Annotated in this window: 27 protein-coding genes and 1 tRNA gene; 13 read left to right on the forward strand and 15 right to left on the reverse strand. The window is 58.7% G+C overall.

The genetic code is table 11. The features are described 5' to 3' along the window. Positions 1 to 40 precede the first annotated feature (40 nt). A complete protein-coding gene (locus ABQ278_RS16040; protein WP_349320482.1) occupies positions 41 to 808 on the reverse strand; it encodes a hypothetical protein in 768 nt (255 codons plus the stop codon). Between the two features lie 154 nt (positions 809 to 962). Between ABQ278_RS16040 and ABQ278_RS16045 the strand changes: the two genes are divergently transcribed. From ABQ278_RS16045 to ABQ278_RS16060, 4 genes are read left to right on the forward strand one after another with little or no spacing between them, the layout of a single operon-like run. After that, positions 963 to 1,454: a DUF2975 domain-containing protein gene (locus ABQ278_RS16045; protein WP_349320483.1), complete on the forward strand. Its 492-nt coding sequence runs from the start codon at positions 963 to 965 to the stop codon at positions 1,452 to 1,454. Positions 1,455 to 1,463: 9 nt separating this feature from the next. Beyond that, positions 1,464 to 1,952, forward strand: a complete 489-nt coding sequence (locus ABQ278_RS16050) for a hypothetical protein (protein ID WP_349320484.1) — start codon at positions 1,464 to 1,466, stop codon at positions 1,950 to 1,952. Beyond that, the gene (locus tag ABQ278_RS16055; RefSeq protein ID WP_349320485.1) at positions 1,952 to 2,185 is read left to right on the forward strand and encodes a helix-turn-helix transcriptional regulator; all 234 of its coding nucleotides are present in this window, start codon (positions 1,952 to 1,954) and stop codon (positions 2,183 to 2,185) included. Before ABQ278_RS16050 ends, ABQ278_RS16055 begins: the two co-directional genes overlap by 1 nt. Further along, a complete protein-coding gene (locus ABQ278_RS16060; protein WP_349320486.1) occupies positions 2,185 to 3,018 on the forward strand; it encodes an endonuclease/exonuclease/phosphatase family protein in 834 nt (277 codons plus the stop codon). The genes ABQ278_RS16055 and ABQ278_RS16060 overlap by 1 nt, the downstream gene beginning before the upstream one ends. 51 nt (positions 3,019 to 3,069) lie before the next feature. Here the strand turns inward: ABQ278_RS16060 and ABQ278_RS16065 are convergent, their stop codons facing one another. Beyond that, on the reverse strand, positions 3,070 to 3,372 hold the full coding sequence (locus ABQ278_RS16065) for a hypothetical protein (protein WP_349320487.1): 303 nt from the start codon (positions 3,370 to 3,372) through the stop codon (positions 3,070 to 3,072). 209 nt (positions 3,373 to 3,581) lie between these two features. Between ABQ278_RS16065 and groES the strand changes: the two genes are divergently transcribed. From groES to ABQ278_RS16080, 3 genes are all read left to right on the forward strand, one after another. Further along, complete coding sequence (groES, locus tag ABQ278_RS16070) at positions 3,582 to 3,872, forward strand: co-chaperone GroES (protein WP_018080385.1); 291 nt, start codon at positions 3,582 to 3,584, stop codon at positions 3,870 to 3,872. A 152-nt stretch (positions 3,873 to 4,024) separates the two neighbouring features. Then, complete coding sequence (gene groL / locus ABQ278_RS16075; protein ID WP_349320488.1) at positions 4,025 to 5,674, forward strand: chaperonin GroEL; 1,650 nt, start codon at positions 4,025 to 4,027, stop codon at positions 5,672 to 5,674. A 76-nt stretch (positions 5,675 to 5,750) separates the two neighbouring features. Further along, positions 5,751 to 6,209: a hypothetical protein gene (locus tag ABQ278_RS16080; RefSeq protein ID WP_349320489.1), complete on the forward strand. Its 459-nt coding sequence runs from the start codon at positions 5,751 to 5,753 to the stop codon at positions 6,207 to 6,209. Between the two features lie 252 nt (positions 6,210 to 6,461). Here ABQ278_RS16080 and ABQ278_RS16085 read toward each other — a convergent pair whose 3' ends face one another. The 3 genes from ABQ278_RS16085 to ABQ278_RS16095 all read right to left on the reverse strand — a co-directional run bounded on the left by ABQ278_RS16085 (position 6,462) and on the right by ABQ278_RS16095 (position 9,174). Next, the gene (locus tag ABQ278_RS16085) at positions 6,462 to 6,833 is read right to left on the reverse strand and encodes an endonuclease domain-containing protein (RefSeq protein WP_349320490.1); all 372 of its coding nucleotides are present in this window, start codon (positions 6,831 to 6,833) and stop codon (positions 6,462 to 6,464) included. A gap of 107 nt (positions 6,834 to 6,940) precedes the next feature. After that, on the reverse strand, positions 6,941 to 7,996 hold the full coding sequence (locus ABQ278_RS16090) for a ribonucleotide-diphosphate reductase subunit beta (protein WP_349320491.1): 1,056 nt from the start codon (positions 7,994 to 7,996) through the stop codon (positions 6,941 to 6,943). A 212-nt stretch (positions 7,997 to 8,208) separates the two neighbouring features. Beyond that, positions 8,209 to 9,174 (reverse strand): AraC family transcriptional regulator, encoded by a 966-nt coding sequence (locus tag ABQ278_RS16095; protein WP_349320492.1) that lies wholly within the window; start codon positions 9,172 to 9,174, stop codon positions 8,209 to 8,211. A gap of 137 nt (positions 9,175 to 9,311) precedes the next feature. On the opposite strand from ABQ278_RS16095, the gene ABQ278_RS16100 reads away from it, so the two are divergent. Continuing rightward, the gene (locus ABQ278_RS16100; protein WP_349320493.1) at positions 9,312 to 9,680 is read left to right on the forward strand and encodes a hypothetical protein; all 369 of its coding nucleotides are present in this window, start codon (positions 9,312 to 9,314) and stop codon (positions 9,678 to 9,680) included. Positions 9,681 to 9,705: 25 nt separating this feature from the next. Here ABQ278_RS16100 and ABQ278_RS16105 read toward each other — a convergent pair whose 3' ends face one another. After that, positions 9,706 to 10,245 carry a hypothetical protein gene (locus tag ABQ278_RS16105; protein WP_349320494.1) on the reverse strand — a complete coding sequence of 180 codons (540 nt, stop codon included), beginning with the start codon at positions 10,243 to 10,245 and terminating at the stop codon, positions 9,706 to 9,708. Between the two features lie 102 nt (positions 10,246 to 10,347). On the opposite strand from ABQ278_RS16105, the gene ABQ278_RS16110 reads away from it, so the two are divergent. Beyond that, positions 10,348 to 11,463: a PA0069 family radical SAM protein gene (locus tag ABQ278_RS16110; protein WP_349320495.1), complete on the forward strand. Its 1,116-nt coding sequence runs from the start codon at positions 10,348 to 10,350 to the stop codon at positions 11,461 to 11,463. A 336-nt stretch (positions 11,464 to 11,799) separates the two neighbouring features. Here ABQ278_RS16110 and ABQ278_RS16115 read toward each other — a convergent pair whose 3' ends face one another. Together ABQ278_RS16115 and ABQ278_RS16120 are read right to left on the reverse strand one after the other, a co-directional pair. Then, on the reverse strand, positions 11,800 to 11,967 hold the full coding sequence (locus tag ABQ278_RS16115; RefSeq protein ID WP_349320496.1) for a hypothetical protein: 168 nt from the start codon (positions 11,965 to 11,967) through the stop codon (positions 11,800 to 11,802). Between the two features lie 151 nt (positions 11,968 to 12,118). After that, positions 12,119 to 12,574 (reverse strand): hypothetical protein, encoded by a 456-nt coding sequence (locus ABQ278_RS16120; RefSeq protein ID WP_349320497.1) that lies wholly within the window; start codon positions 12,572 to 12,574, stop codon positions 12,119 to 12,121. A 115-nt stretch (positions 12,575 to 12,689) separates the two neighbouring features. On the opposite strand from ABQ278_RS16120, the gene ABQ278_RS16125 reads away from it, so the two are divergent. Further along, entirely contained in the window at positions 12,690 to 13,265 is a 576-nt protein-coding gene (locus ABQ278_RS16125) for an MFS transporter (protein ID WP_349320498.1), read from the forward strand. Positions 13,266 to 13,387: 122 nt separating this feature from the next. Here the strand turns inward: ABQ278_RS16125 and ABQ278_RS16130 are convergent, their stop codons facing one another. Then, the gene (locus ABQ278_RS16130; protein ID WP_349320499.1) at positions 13,388 to 14,422 is read right to left on the reverse strand and encodes a 2'-deoxycytidine 5'-triphosphate deaminase; all 1,035 of its coding nucleotides are present in this window, start codon (positions 14,420 to 14,422) and stop codon (positions 13,388 to 13,390) included. A gap of 79 nt (positions 14,423 to 14,501) precedes the next feature. On the opposite strand from ABQ278_RS16130, the gene apaG reads away from it, so the two are divergent. Beyond that, positions 14,502 to 14,900 carry a Co2+/Mg2+ efflux protein ApaG gene (gene apaG / locus ABQ278_RS16135; RefSeq protein WP_349320500.1) on the forward strand — a complete coding sequence of 133 codons (399 nt, stop codon included), beginning with the start codon at positions 14,502 to 14,504 and terminating at the stop codon, positions 14,898 to 14,900. A 98-nt stretch (positions 14,901 to 14,998) separates the two neighbouring features. On the opposite strand, the gene ABQ278_RS16140 is transcribed toward apaG, so the two are convergent. From ABQ278_RS16140 to ABQ278_RS16155, 4 genes are all read right to left on the reverse strand, one after another. Then, positions 14,999 to 15,544 carry a GcrA family cell cycle regulator gene (locus ABQ278_RS16140; RefSeq protein ID WP_349320501.1) on the reverse strand — a complete coding sequence of 182 codons (546 nt, stop codon included), beginning with the start codon at positions 15,542 to 15,544 and terminating at the stop codon, positions 14,999 to 15,001. A 337-nt stretch (positions 15,545 to 15,881) separates the two neighbouring features. Then, on the reverse strand, positions 15,882 to 16,943 hold the full coding sequence (locus tag ABQ278_RS16145; protein ID WP_349320502.1) for an NAD(P)-dependent alcohol dehydrogenase: 1,062 nt from the start codon (positions 16,941 to 16,943) through the stop codon (positions 15,882 to 15,884). Positions 16,944 to 17,020: 77 nt separating this feature from the next. After that, positions 17,021 to 17,368 (reverse strand): helix-turn-helix transcriptional regulator, encoded by a 348-nt coding sequence (locus ABQ278_RS16150; RefSeq protein ID WP_349320503.1) that lies wholly within the window; start codon positions 17,366 to 17,368, stop codon positions 17,021 to 17,023. Positions 17,369 to 17,467: 99 nt separating this feature from the next. Continuing rightward, a complete protein-coding gene (locus tag ABQ278_RS16155) occupies positions 17,468 to 18,022 on the reverse strand; it encodes a helix-turn-helix domain-containing protein (RefSeq protein WP_349320504.1) in 555 nt (184 codons plus the stop codon). Positions 18,023 to 18,193: 171 nt separating this feature from the next. On the opposite strand from ABQ278_RS16155, the gene ABQ278_RS16160 reads away from it, so the two are divergent. After that, positions 18,194 to 18,267 (forward strand) — tRNA-Gly (locus tag ABQ278_RS16160). A gap of 56 nt (positions 18,268 to 18,323) precedes the next feature. On the opposite strand, the gene ABQ278_RS16165 is transcribed toward ABQ278_RS16160, so the two are convergent. Both ABQ278_RS16165 and ABQ278_RS16170 read right to left on the reverse strand, forming a co-directional pair. Further along, complete coding sequence (locus ABQ278_RS16165; RefSeq protein ID WP_349320505.1) at positions 18,324 to 18,524, reverse strand: DUF2892 domain-containing protein; 201 nt, start codon at positions 18,522 to 18,524, stop codon at positions 18,324 to 18,326. A 2-nt stretch (positions 18,525 to 18,526) separates the two neighbouring features. Continuing rightward, positions 18,527 to 19,825, reverse strand: coding sequence for an FAD/NAD(P)-binding oxidoreductase (locus ABQ278_RS16170; protein ID WP_349320506.1), 1,299 nt, complete (start codon positions 19,823 to 19,825; stop codon positions 18,527 to 18,529). A gap of 300 nt (positions 19,826 to 20,125) precedes the next feature. Between ABQ278_RS16170 and ABQ278_RS16175 the strand changes: the two genes are divergently transcribed. Then, positions 20,126 to 20,452 (forward strand): rhodanese-like domain-containing protein, encoded by a 327-nt coding sequence (locus ABQ278_RS16175; protein ID WP_349320507.1) that lies wholly within the window; start codon positions 20,126 to 20,128, stop codon positions 20,450 to 20,452. Positions 20,453 to 20,466: the final 14 nt, after the last annotated feature.

Here is a 20,466-nt window from a genome sequence, read left to right on the forward strand (position 1 = left end):
CTTATCCTCCCCTGCGAAGCGGGGGAGGATAAGCTATAGCTTAGCCCGCTTGCCCGACAAGCTGGCCCTTATTATCCAGCGTCACCGGATTTTCGTTGGTGCGGATAGCGAAGCCCTCACCGCCGCCCATGCGTGACAAGGATTGGCCTGCCTGACCGGCATTGCCACCGTCGCCACCGGGCGTACCGCGCTGACCGCCCTTGCCGCCGCCGCCGGGGGTGCCGTAATAGCCGCGATTGCCGGCCACGATGATGCCGCCGTCGCCCTGCAAGGCGCTGCCGCCTTCGCCGCCCTTGCCATTGGGAAAACCACCGCCCCCGCCCGAACCGATGCCATCCGCGCCCGCCCCGCCGCCGCCGCCGGCCTTGATCGAGCCCTTTGGTTGTATGGCGATGGCCAAGGGCGCGCGGACATAGACCGCATCGCCGCCACGACCACCATCACGCACCAGCGGGGTGTCGCCACCATCGGCACCATTGCCGCCACCACCATAGACATGGCCCTTGACCACGAGGGCGATAAAGGCGTTCTCCGGCCATTCGCCGGTATCAATCGCTGTGCCGCCGCCCTGTTTGCCTATCACGTTCTTGCCCTTGGGCACGACGAAGGCATAGCTGACGGCCGAATGGCCATCGTAGCCCGCCTTATCGGCCAGAGCGCGCAGATTGGCGGCTTCGGTGACCTGAAGAACAATCACCGGCGCGTCATCCGCTGCCGCGCTGGCGGGCGCAGGAACATCCTGAGCCATGACAGACAGTGGCACAGTCAGCACAACGGTGAGCAAGGCGGTACACAATAGCTTTTTCATCAACCCCTCCATGTATATGGTATACAAATAACAGTCTCAGATGGTAGCGACAAGCGACAATTTCAAAGCTGAAACAGAACGCTTGACTTTAATTGTTATTTAAATTTATATACACCTAGGATAAAGAACTTAACCTCTTATCGGGGCATAGCACATGTCGAAACCCTTTATACCTCTGCACACACTGAGCCTCCTCACCAAGATCGCCGTCGGCGTGCTCACCTTCACCCTGATCGTCGGCCAGAGCGCCACCATCACGGCCATGGTGCTTGAGTTGAACAGCCCGTCTTATAAATTCTCGATAATCCCGGCCTTCTGGGTGGGCCTGATGGCGCCGGGCTTTTACCTGTGCGCGCTGTGGGCGGCCTCGAACGTCTTTACCCGCATGGACAAGGGTGATGCTTTCGGCGAGGCCACGGTCAAGGGGCTGAAAGAGGTGGGGAGCAACCTGATCTGGGGCGCTGCGGCGGCCATCTTCATCGCTCCCACCCTGAACCTACTGATCGAGACCGATTTTCAGCGCCTGACAGGGCTGAAATATGACTTTGAGATCGAGAGCCTGACCATAGGCCTGATCGGTTTCACGCTTTATCTGCTGGCCCAGCAAGGCCAGAGCCTTAAATCGGAACTCGACCAGATCGTTTAGGAGACAATCATGACACGCTTTATGAAACACGTCTCGTCCGCCTTTATCGCCTTTGGCTATCTTGCCGCGACCATGATCTTCAAGATGAACGAAATTCTGGACGCCAAGCCCGACATCTATCCCAATCTTTTCGATCTTTTCCTGCCAAGACCCATCCTGCTGGTTTATGGCGTAGCCCCCCTGCTCATCGCCATCGCCATCTATCAGCTCTACGTCTTCACCCTGGCCGGACGCGATCCGCTGACCGGCAATTTCACGCCGGAGGGTTTGCGGCACTTGGGCCTGTCCGGCCTGTTTCTTTCCGCCGGCGGCATCATGTTCATGGGGTTCGAGACGATTCTGAGCCAGCTTGTCGGCGCCGAAATCCTGCCGTTCAATTCGGGCACCGGCCTGCCCTTCATGATCATCGGCTTCGCCTTGGCCACCATGTCGCGCAACGGCGGCGTGCTTGCGTCCAAGGCCAAAAAACTTCGCTCTGAACTGGATGACATCGTTTAATGCCCATTCGCGTCACACTGGATGTCATGCTGGCCAAAAGAAAGGTGCGCGCCAAGGATCTGGCGGCGCGCATCGGCCTGTCCGAAACCCAGCTCAGCCTTTTGCGCACCGGTAAGGTGAAAGGGATGCGTTTCGAGACACTCTCGAAGATTTGCCTGATTTTAGAGTGCCGGCCGGCCGATATTATGGAATATGATCCGGACGATAACGATCTCAATACGGGTGAAGACTGATGCGTATAGCCATAACCACCGGCCTGGCATTGCTGCTGGCCACCTCCGCCGGCGCCGAAACGGTGCGGCTGATGAGCTACAATATCCGCGTTGATGTCGAAGGCGATAATCCGCGCTGGGCCGAGCGCCGCGATCCGCTGGCCAGGCAAATTGCCTTTACAGGGCCGGATGTCTTCGGCGTGCAGGAAGCGACGCAACCCGCCGTGGCTGACCTTGCCAGCCGCCTGCCGGCATACGGCCATTACGGCATCGGCCGCGACGACGGCAAGGACGGAGAAACCACCACCCTGTTCTACAACAGCGCCCGCTTTACCCTGGTGAAGGCCCAGACCCAGTGGTGCTCGAAAACACCGGACGTGCCTGGCAAGGACGCCGATGCCGCCCTGCCGCGCACCTTTACGCGCCTGATCCTGCGTGAGCGCAAAAGCGGCCGCCTGCTCGATATCCGCAACGCCCATTTCGATCATATCGGCGTTGTGGCGCGGGAAAACTGCGCCCGCCAGATCGAGGCCCTGCCGCGCTGGCCGGGTGCGAGCGTGATGGTGATGGGGGATTTCAACTCTGGCACCGACAGCGCCCCCTATAAGCTGCTGAGCGATGACACAGGCCTGAACCTGAAGGACGCCCGCAAAGGCGCTGCCATCGATTTTGGCCCCACCGGCACCTTCAACGGTTTCGATATTCGCCAGACCGACGGGGACGCCATCGACCATATCTTTGTCGATCGCGCCCTCAAGGTGACGCGCTTCGCCGTGCTGACCGACAGCTTTGGCGGTCGGGTGATCTCGGATCACTTCCCCATCGTCGCCGATGTCGAACTGAAAAAGAAATAGGCGCCCCTGCTCCGGTCAGAAGCGCCCATCATCTATCTCTGTATCGAAAGACTAGCGACGGTCGCCGCGGATCAGCAGCGCGCCGAGCACGAAGCCGACGCCGAGCGCGATCAGAGTCGAGGGGATCGGGTTTTCCTCGATCTTGTGCTTGGCCTGGCCACTATAGCGCTTCACGTCGTCGCTGGCGTGATCGGCGAAACCGCGCAGCTTGGCCTCGGCCTCCTTGGCGCGTTCGGACAGGACGTGGGTGGCGTGCTCGACCTCATGACGGATCATGTCGGAGATGGTCTCAACGTCCTCCTCGTCGAACGATTTGACCTTGTCGGCGGCAGCCTTGGCTTTGGAAGATAACATCAGAAGCTCCTCAGATTGTGCATGGGTGTTAAGGCATACTATAACCAATATGGTGATGAATCCGTGTGGTTTACGCGCCGAATTGTAATTTTTTCATGAGGGCCCGCCCTTGACTCCGCAGCACCCCGGCACTACTTCAAGAGCGCTGTTGGCACTCACACGGTGAGACTGCTAACAAGGCAATCAATCTAACGAAATGGAGACATCCCATGAGCTTTCGCCCGTTAGGCGACCGCGTTCTGGTCAAGAGAGTTGAAGAAGAAGCCAAGACCAAGGGTGGCATCATCATCCCCGACACCGCCAAGGAAAAGCCGCAAGAAGGCGAAGTCGTCTCGGTCGGCCCCGGTGCACGCAATGACAAGGGCGAGCAAGTCGCTCTCGACGTCAAGGCCGGCGACCGCATCCTGTTCGGCAAGTGGGGCGGCACGGAAGTCAAGATCGACGGCGAAGACCTGTTGATCCTGAAGGAATCCGACGTTCTGGGCGTCATCACGAAGTAATTGACGCCCCACCTTTACCTCCCCGCTTGCCGGGGAGGGGGACCGCACGACGCCGCGAAGCGGCTAGATGTGGTGGTGGGGTATGTTGCTTCGGGTCAAGCACCCATCTCTAAAACCTTTCCAATTAACGCCAAAAGATAGGACTACATATCATGGCTGCCAAACAAGTTCTGTTCGGTTCCGACGCGCGCGAAAAAATGCTGCGCGGCGTGAACATCCTCGCCAACGCTGTAAAAGTGACCCTCGGCCCCAAGGGCCGCAACGTCGTGCTCGACAAGTCCTTCGGCGCCCCGCGCTCGACCAAGGACGGCGTCTCCGTCGCCAAGGAAATCGAACTGGAAGACAAGTTCGAAAACATGGGCGCGCAGATGATCCGCGAAGTCGCCTCCAAGACCAACGACAAGGCCGGTGACGGCACCACCACCGCCACTGTGCTGGCGCAAGCCATCGTGCAAGAAGGCCTCAAGTCGGTTGCCGCCGGCATGAACCCGATGGACCTGAAGCGCGGCATCGACAAGGCCGTCCAGATCGTCGTCGCCGAAATCAAGGCATCGTCGAAGAAGGTCACCACCAACGCTGAAATCGCCCAGGTCGGCACCATCTCCGCCAACGGCGACGCCGAAGTCGGCGAAATGATCGCCAAGGCCATGGAAAAGGTCGGCAATGAAGGCGTCATCACGGTTGAAGAAGCCAAGACCGCCGAAACCGAACTCGACGTCGTCGAAGGCATGCAGTTCGACCGCGGCTACCTGTCGCCTTACTTCATCACCAACCCCGACAAGATGGAAGTGGTTCTCGAAGACCCTTACATCCTGGTGTTCGACAAGAAGATCTCGTCGCTCCAGCCCATGCTGCCGATCTTAGAGGCCGTTGTGCAATCGGGCCGTCCGCTGCTGATCATCGCTGAAGACGTGGAAGGCGAAGCGCTTGCCACCCTCGTCGTCAACCGCCTGCGTGGCGGCCTGCGCGTTGCCGCCGTCAAGGCGCCTGGCTTCGGCGATCGCCGCAAGGCCATGCTGGAAGACATCGCCGTCCTGACCAAGGGCGAAGTGATCTCCGAAGACCTCGGCATCAAGCTGGAAACCGTTTCGCTCGACCAGCTCGGCCGCGCCAAGAAGGTGACCATCACCAAGGAAAACACCACCATCGTTGATGGCGTTGGCGAAAAGTCCGATATCGAAGCCCGAATCGGTCAGATCAAGAAGCAGATCGAAGAAACCACCTCCGACTACGACAAGGAAAAGCTGCAAGAACGTCTGGCCAAGCTGGCCGGTGGCGTTGCCGTTATCCGCGTCGGTGGCTCCACCGAAGTGGAAGTCAAGGAAAAGAAGGACCGCGTCGACGACGCGCTGAACGCCACGCGTGCAGCCGTTGAAGAAGGCATCGTTCCGGGCGGCGGCACGGCGCTCCTGAAGGCCTCGAAGGCCCTCAAGGGCATCGAAGGCGCCAATGCGGATCAAACCGCCGGCATCAACATCATCCGTCGCGCGATTCAAGCGCCGCTGCGCCAGATCGCCGAGAACTCCGGTGTTGAAGGCTCGGTGGTTGTCAACGCCATCCTGGCCAATGACAGCGCCACCTTCGGCTTCAACGCCCAGACCGAACAGTATGTCGATCTGGTCGCCGACGGCGTTATCGATCCGGCCAAGGTTGTCCGCACGGCTCTGCAAGACGCCGCTTCGGTCGCTGGCATCCTGATCACCACGGAAGCCGCTGTCGCCGAAGCCCCTAAGAAGGACGCTGGCGCTCAAGCCCCGCAAATGGGTGGCGGCATGGGCGGTATGGGCGGTATGGATTTCTAATCCATCCCCTCAGCCTTCTGCTGAAAATGGAAAGAGCGGGTCTTGCGACCCGCTCTTTTTTATGGTGCATATCCTAATGCGCTGCGTGATAGTCTATTGCGAACGTCGCCGCCTCTTGCGCCTGACGGTGAAGGTCGTCGCAATGAAAAAATGCCTTCTGTTGTGCCTTTGGGTCTTTTTTGCTCCGTCGGCAGAGGCGAAACCCCAATCATCAGCGAAGCCGATCAAAGCGTTACGTCCTCTGACCAACTCAGAAATCAAGGCCCGACTATCTGATGTCTATGCTGGCCCTAAATGTTGCGATATGGAAGAACAGTTCCATAGCGATAGCGCCTATGAACTTTACGGCATTGGGCTCTTTCGCGGACATTATGTCATTCGCAAAGGCATGGTTTGTGTAACGACAGAAATGCATCCTGAAAAATGCCGGCGGCTGTTCTCTGATCGCTGGGGAAATACCTATATTGCTGCGCCTGCTGGTGACCCCAAAGAGACAATGGCCGATCCGTTTGAAATCCGCCCTTTCAAACGCTAAAGTCCACATCCTTATACCTCCCCGACTTGTCGGGGAGGGGGACCATGAGCGCAGCGAAACGTAGTTTCGCGCAGCGAATGGTGGTGGGGTATCTGGCTTTCTTCCCTGTAGGCAGGGCAAGTCCATCATGTGCATTTTAAAGTCAGAAACCCCACCACCCCGCCGCAAGCGCGGCTCGGTCCCCCTCCCCATCGAAGATGGGGAGGTATAAGCGGAGTGTTCGCTGCGACCTCCCGACAAAAGTTAGGCGAATTATTTTAGGCGCTTTGCCCGCTCCAAAGCCATCAGGCGGATACCATCAGCGACGCCCTCTATGTCGCGGTAAACCTCAGCCGCGGGTAGCCGATAGACTTCCAGACCTTCGCGGCGCAGGTCAGCATCGCGTTTTGCATCTTTTGCGATGCGCGCGTCCTCACTGTGAAATCCGCCATCGACCTCGATCACCAGTCGTGCCTTGAAGCAGTAGAAGTCGAGAATATAGGGCCCAAACGCATGTTGGCGCTTGAAGACCAGACCGTCGTCCAGACGCCGTTCCAGTCGCTCCCAAAGAAGCCATTCCGGTCCGGTCAGAGCTTTGCGCATCTGGCGGGCAAGCGCGATTTTGCGTTTTGGTGCGTCGGCCATGGGTATGAGAGTAAGATACCCCACCCCCACCGCGCAAGAGCGCGTCGGTCACCCACAACGGCCGCCCGTCAGGCATAAAAAAAGCCTCCGTTTCCGGAGGCTTTTTGTTACGCGATAATATTACCCTTGGTCGCTTCCGACCGCTTCTTGAGCAGGGTATCGAACGCCCCCCAGACGCCCTCTTCGCCGGTCCATTGCCCCTTGGTGGCGGCCTTGGAATATTCGGTGGCGCGGGCCTCGAAGAAGTTGGCGTGCTCAACGCCCGACAGCAGAACCTGCAGCCACGGCAGCGGGTTTTCCTTCACGCCGCCATAGACTTCCGGCAGTTCCAGTTGGCGCAGACGCCAGTCGGCGATGTAGCGGATATAGGCCTTGATATCTTCCGGGGTCATGCCCTGGACCGGCCCCTGCTCAAAGGCCAGGTCGATGAACTTGTCCTCCATCGTCACCACGGTCTTGCAGCAATCGATGATGTCGTCGGCCACCGACTTGGTGACGGCGCGCGTTTCGCGGTTGAAGGTATGGTAGAGCTTGATGATGCCCTCGCAGTGCAGGCTTTCGTCACGAACCGACCACGACACGATCTGGCCCATGCCCTTCATCTTGTTGAAGCGCGGGAAGTTCATCAGCATAGCGAAGGAGGCGAACAGTTGCAGGCCTTCGGTGAAGCCGCCGAACATGGCAAGCGTGCGGCAGACATCGGCTTCGGTCTCGACGCCGAAGGTGCCCATATAGTCGTGCTTGTCGCGCATGGCCTGATAATCCATGAACGCGCCGAACTCGCTTTCCGGCATGCCGATGGTTTCCAGCAGCAGCGCATAGGCGGCGATGTGCACGGTTTCCATATTGGTGAAGGCCGACAGCATCATCTTGACTTCGGTCGGCTTGAAGACGTGGCTGTAACGTTCCAGGTAGTTGTCCTGGACCTCGATATCCGACTGGGTGAAGAAGCGGAAAATCTGCGTCAGCAGGTTGCGCTCGGAATCGCTGAGCTTGGTCGCCCAGTCCTTGCAATCCTCGCCGAGCGGCACTTCTTCGGGGATCCAGTGGACCTGCTGCTGCTTGCGCCAGAACTCAAAGGCCCACGGATAGCGGAACGGCTTGTAGGAATGGCTCGGGGTCAGGAGACCTGCGGAGGACTTGGACAAAATCAGTGAGCTCATAAAAATTCCCAAATCGTTACTAAAGCCAAGAGACAGGCCTATATCACCACAAATTGTGGTTAAGGCCAGATTAACATCTACATATGGTATGTGGTTTTTGGGGATAATTTTCAATCCCGACATTTTGCCGCACCGCGACGCCTTAGTGACACTAGCACGGCGGACATCGGCGCGCAGCCGCAAAAGTTAACAATTAACAATTGGTGATCGGGTCACACCTGTTCCAGCGACACGTCCTCGGCGCCGCGCAGACGGGCCATGTCGGTGATCGGCGGCGCACCAAAGAGCCTGGCATATTCGCGGCTGAACTGCGATGGGCTTTCATAACCCACCGTATAGGAAGCGCTTTCGGCCTTGAGATGACCGGAGAGCATCAGCCGGCGCGCCTCGACCAGCCGTAACTGCTTCTGGTATTGCAGCGGGCTCAGGCTGGTGACCTGCTTGAAATGCTGGTGGAAGGTGGAAGGGCTCATGCGCGCCTGTTCGGCCAGGGCCGGCACGCTGAGGGGCCTGGCGAAATCTTCGCGCAAGGTGCGCAGCACGTCGGCGATGCGGTTCATGGGCGAGCCGTTGACCGCCATCTGGCGCACGGCCTCGCCCTGATCGCCATTGAGCAGCAGGTAGTGGATCTCGCGGATGACCAGCGGCGCCAGGGCCGGGATATCTTCCGGCGTATCGAGCAGCCGCACCAGCCGGTGCACGCTCTCCAGCAGGCGCGGATCGGTGCCGCTGGTGAAGATGCCGCGCCCGGAAGACCGCGCCGGCGCCACGGCCAGCCGGCTGAGCGGCAACAGATCGCACAGCAGGGCGCGATCGAGACTGAGCTTGAAGCCGAGATAGGGCTTGGCGGCCGTGGCGTCGATCACCGCGCCGCACAGGGGCAGGTCGACCGAGACGACCATGTGCTGGCCGGCGCCATAGGTATAGATCTCGTCACCCAGCATGACGCGTTTGTTGCCCTGCACGATGATGCCGAGCGCCGGATCGGCGATATTGCCGACCATATGGTGCGAGGTCGAGTTTTGTGTGAAGGCCATGCCGGGCACAGGCGTGTCAAAATGGCCATCACCACCGCGCGCGCCGGCGTAACAGGCAATGACGTCGCCAAGCTGGCGGCAGGTGTCGGCGACGGCAAGTGACGGATGGAGAGCAGGCAAGGCAACACCTTTGAGGATCATAAGCCCCTATCATAGCGGCCGCATGGGCATAGGCGCAAGGCCACATTCCGGAGGATCAGGCAAGAAGGTCCGAGATTTGGGTATGGCGGCAAGGCCTTTCGTCCGACATATTGGTGACTGCGCAAAGGAGGCCCCGCATGACACACCTCACCCCTTATATCACGGGCAAGGCCCTTCCCGACAACAGAGCGGCCGCCTTGTGCCTGCCGCTCAGCGCTGCGCTTGGCCATGTGCTGCGGCTCTATTTCACCCGCCTGATCGAGTCGGACGGTGGCTTTGATGATCTCAACGCCCATCTGACCGGCCTGGACAGCCAGTTTGAGGCCTGTTTCCGGCGGGCGCAGGATAAGGGACACCTGTCGGCAACGCACGATGCGCAGGCGCTCAGCCAGTTGACCACGGCGCTGATCACCAATCTCGACCTGCGACGTCGCGGCGGCGCATCGGATGCGGACCTGCACCGCATTGCCGAAGCCACGATCGCTTTCCTGCTGGATGGCGCGTGATATTCAGAGGGGCGCTGCATCAGGACTATTGGCTGGCGCTGCTTTGCGCTGCGCTGGCCGCAACCTCTTCCCAATAGTGTTCTGTTTCGAGTTCGCAGTGCATTTCCGGCGCTCGCTGATGCGCTTCACGGATAGGGCCAATATAGGCATGGCAGTCCACGACCTTGCCTGGCACCCCGCTGCCAATCACCGTCACCACAACCCAGGTCTCGCCTTCGATGGTCTGGGACAGCTTTTTCGTGTCGATCTTGCCCGCGTACATATGTATGCGGCGCGAGGTGGGCGCATAATCCCACCTTTCACGCCCCAGATAGATACGGTGAAGCGTGTCGGCTCCGCTGACAAAGGCCGGCTTGGCATGACCATAATAATAGGCATCAACATACCAGCCCTCAGAGCTTTTCAGCGCCGCCTCAGCCTTAGGCGAGGTCTTGAGGATCAGATCGTAGGCATAGGGCCCGTCCTTGGGCTTCGGATTGTGAATGGCTTCGATCAGGTCGCATTGCGTCAGGCCGAGCACGATCGGCGCTAGCCCCAGATACTTGATAAGATTGATAAGTTTCATGGCTTCCCCCCATTTTATACGGTAATTTAACATAAGAGTTGCCGCGTGGCAATTCTTACATAATGTTCTTTATTTGTTCTATATTGAGATTACGGTGGAGCCATGCCCGCGCCACCGCCCAACACCCGCACAAAAAACTCCGAAGGCCTGCCCGACCTGCCGCGAAAAGGGCGCGGCGCCGTCTCCAACCGGCCGAGCCACCGTTTTGAAAACCCCGACCGTTACGACATAGACGACGGCTGGAGCGATCACGAACGCGCCGAATGGGCCAAGGCCCGCCGCGATACCCTTCTGGGTATCGATACGGTGCGGCGGATCATCAGCCGCAATACCTCGCCCGATGTCGGTTTCAACACCTCGATCAACCCTTACAAGGGCTGCGAACACGGCTGCATCTATTGCTTTGCCCGTCCGACACATGCCTATCTTGACCTGTCGCCCGGCATGGATTTCGAGACGCGCATCTTCCGCAAGCCCGACGCCGCCCGCCAGTTGCGCATCGAGCTTTCCGAGCGCAATTACAAGCCCGCCCCTCTGGCGCTCGGCATCAATACCGACGCCTACCAGCCGACCGAACGCAGCGAGAAACTGACGCGCAGTCTTCTGGAAGTGCTCTATGAGTTCCGCCATCCGGTCCACATCGTTACCAAGTCGGCCCTGATCCAGCGCGATCTCGATATTCTGGCGCCGATGGCGGCCCTGCGGCTGTTCAAGGCGTCGATCTCAATCACCACCCTGGACCGCGACCTCGCCCGCGTGATGGAGCCGCGTGCCGCCACGCCGGGCAAACGCCTGGATACGGTCCGGGCGCTGAGCGCTGCCGGCATCCCGGTCAGCGTCATGGTGGCGCCGATTATCCCCGGCCTGACCTGTCATGAGATCGAAAAAATATTGAAGGCCTCGGCCGAGGCCGGCGCGCGCTCGGCCGGCCATGTGCTGATCCGGCTGCCGCACGAGGTGCAGGTTTTGTTCGAGGAATGGCTGCGCAGCCATTTCCCCGACCGCGCCGACAAGGTGCTCAACCATATCCGCCAGTGTCGCGGCGGCAAGCTCTACAACGCCGCTTTCAACACCCGTATGACCGGCACCGGCCCGATCGCCGACCTGATCCACCGGCGCTTCGCAGCGGCGGTCCGGCGCTATGGTCTCGACGGCCCGCGCACGCCTTCGGACTTTTCGCAATTTCGCGGCGGCGATCCGCAGATGAGTTTGTTTTGAAAGAATTGAGGAAAGAGGGGAACACGGATGACACGGATAAGGCACGGATATCTTTTTGCGTGACACCGGCCCACGCAGCGCCTGATTTTAGCACGTTTTCTACGATGAAGAGGTTCCCATTCGATCGCAAACCCTTGTCGCAAAAGCGAATATCCGTGTTCATCCGTGTCGCATCGCTATCGATGCGCATCCGTGCCTTATCCGTGTTCCCGCTTAGCCTTCCTATTCTGACCTAACTGCCGCTATACCTGCATGGGCATGAGCCCAGAAAGTTTTTGCCCCCGCTAACTTGCACGCCGAAATCCCCCGGCGCATAGTCAGGAAAGGGGCATACCACTACAGGACTTCCGGATTGACACCTGCCGAACCCAGTGATGACCGCCTCCCCGAAACGACCCGCCGTATCCTGCCCTGGCTCGTCGCCGTTGCCTTCTTCATGGAAGCGCTCGACACCACCATTCTAAACACCGGCGTGCCGACCATCGCCAAGTCGCTAGATGTCACCGCACTCAGTATGAAGGCCGTGCTCTCCAGCTATACTCTAAGCCTTGCTGTCTTCATTCCGATCAGCGGCTGGATGGCCGATCGCTTCGGCACGCGCCGCGTCTTCGCCGGCGCCATTGCCCTGTTCACCCTGGGATCGCTTTTGTGCGGACTATCGACCAACATTCACATGCTGGTGGCCTGCCGCATCCTGCAGGGCATGGGCGGCGCCATGATGACGCCCGTCGGTCGGCTCGTCATGGTGCGCACCTTTGCCAAGTCCGATCTGGTGCGCGCCATGAGCTTCGTCGCCGTGCCCGCCCTGATAGCGCCGATGCTGGGGCCGCTGGTCGGCGGCCTGATCGTTGACTACCTGCACTGGCGGGTCATCTTCTTCGTCAATATTCCGGTCGGCATCCTGGGCTTTCTGCTCGTCTGTTTCAACATGCCGGACTACCGCGAAAAAGCCGCGCGTCCGCTGGATGTGCTGGGCCTCATCCTGTTCAGTTCTGGCGTGGCGCTCTTGTCCTATGTGCTGGAAATCTTCGGTGAACATCGCCTCGGCACCGGCGGCATAGTGGGGCTTCTGGCCATCTCGCTGCTTTTGATCCTCGGCTACGGCCTTCATGCTGCCAGCACCGCCTTTCCGCTTCTGAACCTGACCCTTTTCCGCATCCGCACCTTCGCTATCAGCGTCTGCGGCAGTTTCATCACCCGGCTGGGCATCGGCGGCGCACCCTTCCTTGCCCCTGCTCTATCAGGTCGGTCTCGGCCTGACGCCGGTGCAGTCGGGCCTGCTGATCATGCCGCAGGCGCTCGCCTCCATGAGCACGAAATTCCTGCTGCCGCGCGTGCTGGAACGCTTCGGTTACCGCAATGTGCTGATCTGCAACACCCTGGCGCTCGGCGGCATGCTGATGCTGTTCGGCACCATCAGCCGCGCCACGCCGATCTGGCTGATCATCGTACAGGCGCTGTGTTATGGCGTACTGACGTCGCTGCAATTCACCAGCATGAACACCTTGGCCTATGCCGATGTGCCGCGCGACCAATCGAGCGGCGCCAGCACCATCACCAGCACCTCGCAGCAGCTTTCGGTCAGCTTTGGTGTGGCGGCGGCGGGGCTGACAACGGTGTTTTTCCTGCCGACGGAAGCTACCGCCCCGCCGGCTCTGATCATCGACGGGCTGCACAAGGCCTTCTTCGTACTCGGCGGCTTCACCATTCTGTCGGCGCTCGTCTTCAGTCGCTTGAAAACGAGCGACGGTGGTGACGAGGCCGGAGAAAAAGACCTGCATATCGAAGAGGCAAAGAGCTAAAAGCTTTATACGCACCGACAGCGTAAAGCTTCAGCTTTGAGGAGAGTGCTAGCCGGCTAGCGGCGCGGGTAAATTTATACCCGCTAGTGACGACTGCGACGCAATCGTCCAAAGATGGCGCTTTACCAGGGCTTAAAATGTTTGGAGAGCTTTAGCCCCTGCTTCTGATAGTTCGAGCCTAACTGGCCATAGAGCTTATCAGGCCGGGCGGTCAGGGGTTCATAGACCAGCCGCGCCACGGTCTGGCCGTCTTCAAGCAGGAAGGGCGTTTCGTGGCAGCGCACTTCGAGCACGCCTTTGGAGCCGGTGCCGGCGGCCTCGGCCGTGCCGAAACCGGGATCGAAGAAACCGGCGTAGTGGACGCGGAACTCACCGACGCCCGGATCGATCGGCAGCATTTCCGCTGCCTCCATGGCCGGAATTTCAACGTCGGTCTTGGAGGCCAGGATATAGAATTCACCCGGATCGAGCAGCAGTTCGCCGCCCGCCTGATAGAGCGGTTCCCAGAATTTCTTCGGGTCGTGGCCATCGATATGATCGAGATCGATGATACCGGCGTGGCGGCGGGCACGGAAGCCGACCAGATCGCCGGTCAGGTCAACACCGCAATCGGTCGTGTAAAGCTTTGGCGATACGCCGCGTTTGAGGCGCAACTGATTGAGGCGGGTGCCGGAACGCGCCAGCACCGAGAAGGTTTGTGGGGCGATTTCGATATAGAGCGGGCCGGAATAGCCCTCGGCCACATCATCGAAGGCCACGCCGTAATCGGTTAGCAGGCGCACAAAGACATCGACACGGCCGGTCGAGGATTTCGGGTTGGCGCGGGCGCTGATACCGGCCGGCAGATTAAGGGATTCCTTCAGTTCGGCGATATAGACGCAGCCGGATTCAAACACCGCGCCGCGCGTCAGGTCCATCTCATGCATCTGCACGTCGCGCAGACGATCGGCGACCGTGCGGCTACGCGGCAGATAGGAGGCGCGCACGCGCCAGGCGCGGTCACCCAGGCGCAGATCGATGCTGGCCGGCTGGATCTGGTTGTCATCGAGCGCCGAGGTGCTCAGCACCGCGCCTTGGTCGACAAGCGCCGCCAGGCTCTGCATAGGCAGGATACCCTGGGGTTCGGACAGTTCAGTCGGGACGGGCTTCAGCGACATGGGCGCGGTATTCTCTTTTCTTGATCGGGCTCACCATTTAAGAGAGCTTATCAGAATCAGCAAGTTTTAAAGCCGGGTCATGTTCTATCAGCACACCAGTCACGATATCACGATCCGCGTCGAGGTCGATTACGTCCCGCCCGAAGACGATTATACCGGCGCCCCACGTTACGTCTGGGCCTATCACATCACCCTGATGAACGGTGGCGATGAAACCGTGCAGCTCAAGACCCGCCATTGGACGATCATGGATGCGCGCGGCCAGATCGAGCACGTCAACGGCCCCGGTGTCGTCGGCGAAACGCCGATCCTCAAGCCGCACCAGACCTATACCTATTCGTCCGGCTGCCCGCTTGGAACGCCCTCAGGTTCGATGAGCGGTTATTACATGTTTGAGGACGAGCACGGCCGACCGCTCAAGGTCATCATCCCGACCTTTTCGCTTGATCTACCGAATGTAAAACGCACATTAAATTAAAGACTTACACATTCGTAAGAACGTGTCACTTCCAAAAAACCAGAAAGCCCCGCGATCGTATCGATCACGGGGCTTTCATGTTGGTTTTACGTTTGTGCTTACAAGTAGCGACGCAGGTTACGCGACAGATCGGCGCCGCCGTCACGCTTCTTGGCTTTTTGCGACGGCTGGTAGGCGACGCGGCCGTGTTCGACGCAATAGGGGGTGCCGTCGTCCGAGCGACGACCACAGAAGGAGAAGCTGTCCGACGACGGATCGCCGATTGGCCACTTGCACATCTTGGCGCCGAGGGTGAGGACCGTGGCCGTACCCGGCTCTTCGATATAGGGCACGATGGGCTGGCTGATCACCGGACGCGACAAAACCGGGGCACTGGAGCGCAGGCTTGGCTGCGTATGCTGAACGGTGCGCTCAGGCGCGGCATGAGAGGCCGTCGACACCGCCGGACGGGGCGGTCGCGCAGGCTTATAAAGCGGACGGGTGGGCTGCGAGGGCGCCGCACGGCCTGACAGGCCCAAGCGGTGCACCTTGCCGATCACGGCATTGCGGGTCACGCCACCAAGCTGCTTGGCGATCTGGCTGGCGGAATGACCTTCCTGCCAAAGCTTCTTCAATGTCTCAACGCGTTCGTCTGTCCAGCTCATACTCTCACTCTCCCATGATCCCTGATAACTTGCGGAATGAAAGCCTTTTAACCACAAGATATAGATATGTCCAAAGGGACTTGCTCCCCAGCCATCCACAGATGGTAAACGAAATGTTAAAAACCGCAATATATGGTATGAGGGGAATTCCAACTGTCCACACATATCTAGATGTTGTGTCTAAAAAATCCACACATGTGGATAATTGCGCCAGCAAGCGGTTCGCTTCGCATTTTGCGGAAATGAGCGGCGGCTTCGCGCACCGTGCAACAAAAAGGGCCACTCGAATGAGCGGCCCATTGATAGCATATAGGTTAGAACGTTCGTTTTACAAGCCTCAGGCGCCGAGCGTGGCCATATCAATGCTGAAACGATAGCGCACGTCCGACTTCAGCATCCGCTCATAGGCAGTGTTGATGTCCTTGATATCAATGACCTCGACATCCGAGGTGATGCCATGCTCGGCGCAGAAATCGAGCATCTCCTGCGTTTCGGCGCCCCCCCCTATGCCCGAACCCGCCAGCGAGCGACGCCCCATGAGCAGGGAGAATGCCGCCACCGGCATGGGATGCTCAGGCGCGCCAACCAGGCAAAGCGTGCCATCACGCTTCAACAGGTTGAGATAGGCATTGATGTCGTGCTCCGCCGACACGCAATCGAGAATGAAATCGAACGAGCCGCCATGAGCCGCCATTTCATCGGCGTTTTTCGACACCACGACCTCATCAGCGCCGAGGCGCTTACCGTCTTCGATCTTGGAGGCCGAGGTGGTGAACAGCACGACATGGGCGCCAAGCGCATGGGCGAACTTAACCCCCATATGCCCCAACCCGCCAAGGCCGACGATGCCGACCTTCTGGCCCGGCCCGACCTTCCAGTGGCGCAGCGGCGACCACGTAGTGATGCCGGCGCACAAAAGCGGCGCGGTAGCGGCGAGATCGAGTTTGTCGGAAATGCGCAGCACAAAGCCTTCATAAACAGTGATGCTCTTGGAATAACCGCCATGGGTGGTACCGCCGAGATGCTTGTCCGGCGAGCCATAGGTCTGGATATTGCCGACCTCGCAATATTGCTCAAGGCCTTCCTGGCAACTGGCGCACATCCGGCAGGAATCGACCATACAGCCAACGCCGACCAGATCCCCCGCCTTGAACTTCGTCACCGCCGAACCGACACTGGCGACGCGGCCGACGATTTCATGACCGGGCACAACGGGATAGGTGGTGAAGCCCCATTCGTTGCGCGCCATGTGGAGATCGGAGTGGCAAACCCCGCAGAACAGGATGTCGATCTGGACATCCTCAGCCGTGGGCTCACGACGCTCTATGGTGATCTGGCCCAGGGGCTTGTCGGTGGCGGGCGCGGCGAAGGCTTCGCATCGGAACGTGCTGGGCGGCATGAGGTGTGTCCTGTTATGTTGGCTATAGGATACAGGTAAGCGGCCCGCCTTTGTTTACAAGGCGTACAGCCCCTTATTCACAGCTTTTGCGGCGCCTGACGGGTGGCCAGCAACAGGCGCAGATGCGATTCTGGCCATGCCTTCAGCGCCTCGAACAGGTCAGGATGCTGGCGGTGCAGCGCACGGGCGTCCTGCAACCAGTCGGAAACCACCCCGTCCGCCTTCCAGTCACCGCGCGGCAGCAAATCGCCGGCATCGCAGTGCAGGATACGACTAATATCATAAAGCATGGAGGCGCTGACACGATTGGCGCCACGCTCATACTTCTGAACCTGCTGGAAGGTGAGCCCGATCGCGGCGGCAAGCGCTTCTTGTGAGATTTTCAGTTTGCGGCGACGCTGGCGGATATTGGCCCCTACGGCCACGTCAACGACATGCGGCGACTTAACCCACCTTCGGCACACCCACCTCCCGCGTTAAAACTCCACTATTATAGGTGATATTTTAAATCACATCAACCCTCATCAATCGCCGCGCAGAAAGATTCGATGCAAGCCTCGGACGGTCGAATGCAGCATCTGCTCAGTGCTTTCCGGATTGATGCGCTTGAAATAGAGGAAGCCGTCGCGTTCGCGCTCATAAAGGCGCACCAGAACGCCCCCATCCTTCAATTCGATCAAACAGCCCTCCAGCCGCCGGGGCTGACGGCCACGCTGAAAGAAGACCTTTTCGCCCGGCTCACACCATGGCGACATGCTCTCATCGGAGATCACATGACTTTCAAGATTTTCCGGAAGCCCTTGATTCCAAGGCGTGTGACGGGGAAATTTAGCGGAAAATCCGTCTTCCGAAACGCGATACATCTCGCGGTCAAGATCAGCCTCGCTGGCGCCGACCGCTTCGAGATAAAGGGCGACGCGCTCATCCGGCCATGAGGCGGCGGCGTTTTCCCAGCGGCTTATCGCCTGAGCGGATACGCCGACATCCTGTTGCAATTCGACCAGTGATTTACCGGAGCGCTGGCGCAGCAGCTTCATGGCCGAAGCGAAGGCGGGGTCCTTGGAAGGGTGTCGTCTCATGACGCCATCATCAACGAGATCAACGCAAACGCCACCGTTAAAAAATCACCCTTACGCCACCTTATCAACCGTTATGCGCGCGGACAATGACTTACTGACTTATCCGCACCAAGGTTGACGATGGGATATCGTTTGTGGCACTAGACCAACGCGCCGTAACGGCCGTGCGATGCGGGTGTAGCTCAATGGTAGAGCAGCAGCTTCCCAAGCTGACAACGAGGGTTCGATTCCCTTCACCCGCTCCACGACACTTTTTGAAGCGGATCGCGTCGAAACGCCTCATAGAGCTCGAAACAAATCACTAGCCTTGACCTGCCGGCTTAAGACCCATGGCTTTGAAAACCAAGGCCGCCGGGCAAAATCTCGTAAAGGCAAATTGAAACAGGTTCGCCCCCACAAACACTGTCAGCCACATAAAGTAAGGACTGATCCAATGGGTTAAGGCGACGCTCAGCAGGACCATAAATCCCGCAAAGGCAAACACAGCCCGTTCAATAGTCATGATTATCTCTCCTCTTTCAGCTTATGCGCGCCCATCAGATCCAGCGCCATTTTCTCAAAAAACATCTCGCTCTTGCCGGCCTTGACCTTGCCCAGGAAGTAGCTTTCAAAGGCCGCCTTGGCCATGTGGACCCACTTGCCCGATGCCGACCAATTGATGTTGCGCGGCGGAATTTGCGGCTGGGCAAAGAAAGCAACACCACCATCGCCAAAGTCGGCCAAACAGATGGCATTCCAGGTCGCCTCATGCGTCGGCGCCTTACCCGCCAGGATATCCTTGATGTTGTGCGCAATGGCCGTGCACATGGATTCGATCATAAAGCCTGTCTTGGGCACACCTACGGGGACTGCCGTCTTGCCCATGGGCGGGATAGCAACACAGACGCCAAGGCCAAAGATGTTCGGGAAGGTCGGATTCTGCTGGTGTTTATCGATCAGGATAAAACCGCGCGGATTGGTCAGCCCTTCAATACCTTTGACGGCATCGACACCCCGGAAGGCGGGCAGCATCATGGAAAAGCCAAACGGCAGGTCATGATCGGCCTTATGGGCGCCATCCTCTGTCAGTTCCTCAACAAACATATGGCCGTCCTCAACCTTAGACACCTTCGCATTGGTGATCCATTTGATATGGCGGTTGCGCATCTCGGATTCGAGCAGGCCTTTGGTATCGCCCACGCCATCAAGCCCCAGATGACCGACATAGGGTTCGGACGTCACAAAGGTCATCGGCACGCGATCGCGGACCTTGCGCTTGCGTAGCTCAGTATCGACGATCATAGCGAACTCATAAGCAGGCCCAAAGCACGAGGCGCCCTGAACGGCCCCGATCACGACTGGGCGCGGATTAGTCGCCAGTTCATCGAAAGCTTTTGCGGTCACGACCGCATGATCGACGTGGCAAACAGAGGATGTGAAGCCTTTAGGGCCCAGCCCCTCGATCTCGTCAAAGGCCAGCTCTGGCCCTGTGGCTATGACCAGATAGTCATAGACCAGTTCCATATCGTCATTCAGAATCAATTGGTTTTTAGCCGGATCGACCCTTTTGGCGCCCATACTGTGGAATACGATGCCCTTCTTTTTGAAAACCGGCGCGAGCTTGACTTCGATGGCCTCACGGGTCCGCCAGCTCACAGCCACCCAGGGATTAGACGGTACGAAGTGGTAGGTATCGCCCATATTGACAACGACCACTTCAGCCTTGTCGCCTACGGATTCCTTAATTTCAAAGGCGGCGATTGTGCCGCCCAGGCCGGCGCCCAGAACGACAATACGGGGTTTCTGTTGATGTGTATTAGCCATTTTATCCTGACTTTCATTTGCCCTGCGCAACGACGATCGCCGCAACACAGCTTTGGTTTCCAGCACCTGCGGCCGAATACGGCCATGTTTTGCTTAAGCCTTAGAGTAGAAATGCCCGACCACCTTTGATGGCAATCAAACGCGATCCGGGTATTCTGTGAGATGGCTTACGCGCCTACACACCTCTACTTAATCCCAGCCATTTTTGAGGATGTCCGGGCTTGACCTTGAATTCGACTTACCTTATATTCGGATTATCGAATTTACAAATGTTTTTTTTCACCACGTCAGGTCGCTCCCATGTTCAGCATGTTCACTGTCAAAAATCTCACCCCTTCACAGGTGAAGGATAGTCTCGAAGCAGGGGAGATCGTTCTTGTCGACGTACGCGAGGTCGATGAGCACAAAGCGGAGCGTATCAAGGGCGCGATCAATGTGCCCCTCTCAAAACTTGATACCGCAAAGCTTCCCGAAGCCGACGGCAAGACTCTGGTTATGCATTGCCAAGGCGGCATTCGCTCGTCCAAGGCCGTGGCAGTTTGCCGCAATCGCGGTGTGATGGTCGATCACCACCTGGCGGGTGGTATTAACGCATGGAAGGCCAGCGGCCTGCCAACCACTCGATAATAGATTTCAAGAAA

The sequence above is a fragment of the Asticcacaulis sp. MM231 genome (genome assembly GCF_964186625.1).
Lineage (GTDB): Bacteria > Pseudomonadota > Alphaproteobacteria > Caulobacterales > Caulobacteraceae > Asticcacaulis.

Bases quoted from the DNA above. Each gene is read 5' to 3' on its own strand.
- ABQ278_RS16040 (WP_349320482.1), bottom strand. From the start codon at position 808: ATGAAAAAGCTATTGTGTACCGCCTTGCTCACCGTTGTGCTGACTGTG.
- ABQ278_RS16045 (WP_349320483.1), top strand. From the start codon at position 963: ATGTCGAAACCCTTTATACCTCTGCACACACTGAGCCTCCTCACCAAG.
- ABQ278_RS16050 (WP_349320484.1), top strand. From the start codon at position 1,464: ATGACACGCTTTATGAAACACGTCTCGTCCGCCTTTATCGCCTTTGGC.
- ABQ278_RS16055 (WP_349320485.1), top strand. From the start codon at position 1,952: ATGCCCATTCGCGTCACACTGGATGTCATGCTGGCCAAAAGAAAGGTG.
- ABQ278_RS16060 (WP_349320486.1), top strand. From the start codon at position 2,185: ATGCGTATAGCCATAACCACCGGCCTGGCATTGCTGCTGGCCACCTCC.
- ABQ278_RS16065 (WP_349320487.1), bottom strand. From the start codon at position 3,372: ATGTTATCTTCCAAAGCCAAGGCTGCCGCCGACAAGGTCAAATCGTTC.
- groES (WP_018080385.1), top strand. From the start codon at position 3,582: ATGAGCTTTCGCCCGTTAGGCGACCGCGTTCTGGTCAAGAGAGTTGAA.
- groL (WP_349320488.1), top strand. From the start codon at position 4,025: ATGGCTGCCAAACAAGTTCTGTTCGGTTCCGACGCGCGCGAAAAAATG.
- ABQ278_RS16080 (WP_349320489.1), top strand. From the start codon at position 5,751: ATGCGCTGCGTGATAGTCTATTGCGAACGTCGCCGCCTCTTGCGCCTG.
- ABQ278_RS16085 (WP_349320490.1), bottom strand. From the start codon at position 6,833: ATGGCCGACGCACCAAAACGCAAAATCGCGCTTGCCCGCCAGATGCGC.
- ABQ278_RS16090 (WP_349320491.1), bottom strand. From the start codon at position 7,996: ATGAGCTCACTGATTTTGTCCAAGTCCTCCGCAGGTCTCCTGACCCCG.
- ABQ278_RS16095 (WP_349320492.1), bottom strand. From the start codon at position 9,174: ATGATCCTCAAAGGTGTTGCCTTGCCTGCTCTCCATCCGTCACTTGCC.
- ABQ278_RS16100 (WP_349320493.1), top strand. From the start codon at position 9,312: ATGACACACCTCACCCCTTATATCACGGGCAAGGCCCTTCCCGACAAC.
- ABQ278_RS16105 (WP_349320494.1), bottom strand. From the start codon at position 10,245: ATGAAACTTATCAATCTTATCAAGTATCTGGGGCTAGCGCCGATCGTG.
- ABQ278_RS16110 (WP_349320495.1), top strand. From the start codon at position 10,348: ATGCCCGCGCCACCGCCCAACACCCGCACAAAAAACTCCGAAGGCCTG.
- ABQ278_RS16120 (WP_349320497.1), bottom strand. From the start codon at position 12,574: ATGAAGGCCGTAGCCGAGGATCAAAAGCAGCGAGATGGCCAGAAGCCC.
- ABQ278_RS16130 (WP_349320499.1), bottom strand. From the start codon at position 14,422: ATGTCGCTGAAGCCCGTCCCGACTGAACTGTCCGAACCCCAGGGTATC.
- apaG (WP_349320500.1), top strand. From the start codon at position 14,502: ATGTTCTATCAGCACACCAGTCACGATATCACGATCCGCGTCGAGGTC.
- ABQ278_RS16140 (WP_349320501.1), bottom strand. From the start codon at position 15,544: ATGAGCTGGACAGACGAACGCGTTGAGACATTGAAGAAGCTTTGGCAG.
- ABQ278_RS16145 (WP_349320502.1), bottom strand. From the start codon at position 16,943: ATGCCGCCCAGCACGTTCCGATGCGAAGCCTTCGCCGCGCCCGCCACC.
- ABQ278_RS16155 (WP_349320504.1), bottom strand. From the start codon at position 18,022: ATGAGACGACACCCTTCCAAGGACCCCGCCTTCGCTTCGGCCATGAAG.
- ABQ278_RS16165 (WP_349320505.1), bottom strand. From the start codon at position 18,524: ATGACTATTGAACGGGCTGTGTTTGCCTTTGCGGGATTTATGGTCCTG.
- ABQ278_RS16170 (WP_349320506.1), bottom strand. From the start codon at position 19,825: ATGGCTAATACACATCAACAGAAACCCCGTATTGTCGTTCTGGGCGCC.
- ABQ278_RS16175 (WP_349320507.1), top strand. From the start codon at position 20,126: ATGTTCAGCATGTTCACTGTCAAAAATCTCACCCCTTCACAGGTGAAG.